This window comes from Streptomyces sp. NPDC005752, assembly GCF_040630715.1.
Lineage (GTDB): Bacteria > Actinomycetota > Actinomycetes > Streptomycetales > Streptomycetaceae > Streptomyces.
Genome location: NZ_JBEXYB010000094.1, coordinates 1 through 2409, shown reverse-complemented (window position 1 = coordinate 2409; position 2409 = coordinate 1). Strand labels below are relative to the sequence as shown.

Below are 2409 nucleotides of genomic sequence, written 5' to 3'. Positions count from 1 at the left end.
GGCGAGGCTTCTTCTTCCCCATACTCTCCATGATGGACATCCTCCCGGGGCTGAACCCCAGATCTCGAATGTCCGTCAAAGCGGATCAAGCCCACACAACCGCCCGCTCCGCAGGCCATGCACTGACCTCCCGCTGCCGGGTAGCGAGTAGTCCACTCAAACGCTGCAGGTGTGGGATCGGCCGGGGGCGGGTAAGCAAGCGGGTGATCTTGGGCGAGAACGCGTCCGTCGGGAGCGCCGAACTAATAGCAGAAGAAACGAGGTTCGTCAGGCGCAACGCTACGCACCAGACCACCATCCGCGCGTGGAAAGGAACGAGGACCCGTGACTGCCCATCTCCAGCTTCCGCCAGTAGCCCCCGGCGGGCTACCGCTCCTCGGACACTCTCTATCCCTTGTGGGTGGAAGCTCCCGGCTAGAGTTCCTGCAACGGCTGCGCTCCATCGGACCCATGGTGCAAATAACCGTGGGACCGAAGCCCTTGATGGTGGTCAACGACCCTGACCTCATTCACGAGTTGCTCACCGGGCGCCTGACGAAGCACCTTGACAAGGGCCTCCTTTTCGCCAAGCTGAAACTCTTCGGTAAAGACGCTCTGCCTGTGGCAGAAGGCGCAAGACATCTGCAGCGGCGGCGTCTTGTACAACCCTCGTTGCATCACAAGCAGGTCACCGGCTACATCGACTCGATGGTCAAGACCATCGAGCAAACCATCTCGCCTTGGCGCGATGGCGCGACACTGGATCTTAAAACAGAGATGCAGCTGATCACACAGTCGGTGATCATGGAAACACTATTTTCATCGCACCCGCCTCGAGACGCGGCAGGCAAGATCCTCAGAAGCGTCGACACGGTCTTCATGGCCGCCCTCCAGCGCGCTCTCCTTCCTCTGCGAGTGCTGGAACGCCTGCCGACACCCGGCAACCGACGGCTCAAGGCGGCTGGGGACGTTCTGCGCCGGACGGTAGAAGACATCATCAGTGCACACAGGAACCAGCCTGACGCCTTCGACGACGTCGTGTCACTGCTCCTGAACCTCACTGATGAAAAGGGAGCGCCCTTGGAGGACGACGACGTCCTGTCCGAGATCACTGGGTTGCTGGCTGCGGGATCGGAGACAACCGCTGTCGTCATGGCCTGGCTGTTCTACGAACTGGCCCGCAACCCGGACCTCGAGAATCGGATGCACAGCGAGATCGACTCTGTGCTCAACGGTGCCCCGATTGCAGCGGAGCACATACCCCGGCTCGCCTTCACAGGGCGACTCGTCACGGAGACCCTGCGTCTGTACTCCCCCGCCTGGCTCGTCACCCGACGGACTACCTCGGATGTGCAGCTGGGCGGCTTCGAGCTGCCCGCAGGAACGGACTTGATGTTCAGCCCCTACACGCTGCACCGGGATCCTGACCTGTACTCCGACCCTCAGCGCTTCGACCCCGACCGATGGCTGCCGGAACGGATCCAACCGCCACAAAACGCGTTCATCCCCTTTGGTGCTGGCAAACGGATGTGCATGGGTGACAGATTCGCGGTGACCGAGGCCGTCTCCATTGCCGCCCTTGTCGCGTCACGTTGGCGGCTTCGCCCGGCACAAGGGCCCGTTGTACGACCAATTGGCGCGATCACCACTCATCCCTCGTGGCTACGTATGGTCACCGAGGCCAGGGAACCGACCATTGCGGACGTACCGAATCTCTGAGTCGTTCTGGCCTCAGGCTGCTTGGTGTTCGACGATGATCTGGCGCGAAGGCTCGCCCATGCTGGCCGAGCGAGCGCGAGCCAGACCCGACGCCTTCCGATGGCTCAATCACGACAACATGCGGAGCCGATCCTCCACCTGAGCAAGAAATCGCCAAGGGCGCCCTCCACCGCACATGAGGAGTCCTCAGCACGGAGCATCGGAGCTCGTTGGTAGCGGCAGCTGTCACAGAATGTCCCTTCCCGCAGGAGCTCCGTTACCGCTTCACAATGTCCTGTCGATCCCATTGATGGCCATCACCCTCGGGTCACCGTACGGTGGGCCTGCTCGCGCCGGGGGCATTTGGGTGAGCTTGACAGCCGTCGTGCCTCCTGAGCTCGTCGAGGTGGGGCGGTCAGCCGTTCAGGCGCGGCCCTGAACGTGTTGCCGCCGATGCTCTGAGGTTGGGCGGGTGTTGGTGCTGGGGGCGTTTTGAGGGGTGAGGCGCTCTCCCCTCGCCAGTGGCAGCATGCTGGCAGCGCAGCGGCCCTGGAGAAGAGGCGTCCTCGGCCGCTGACTCGTTCGATATTGGTGGCGGCCCGGGTCGGGTGACCACATTGGCGCTACCGGCGGTGCACTGAGCTTGCTCCGCTTTGACGGACACCATTGGTGTGGTGGTCAGGCTGCGATTGCGGTCTCGTACTCGGCGGGGCTGAGGTAGCCGAGGCTGCT

Annotated in this window: 1 protein-coding gene; it reads left to right on the top strand. The window is 62.8% G+C overall.

Annotation, left to right across the window (positions count from 1 at the left end):
- Window positions 1–324: 324 nt before the first annotated feature.
- Window positions 325–1698 (top strand): cytochrome P450, encoded by a 1374-nt coding sequence (locus ABZ441_RS33505; protein ID WP_358981185.1) that lies wholly within the window; start codon window positions 325–327, stop codon window positions 1696–1698.
- Window positions 1699–2409 lie beyond the last annotated feature (711 nt).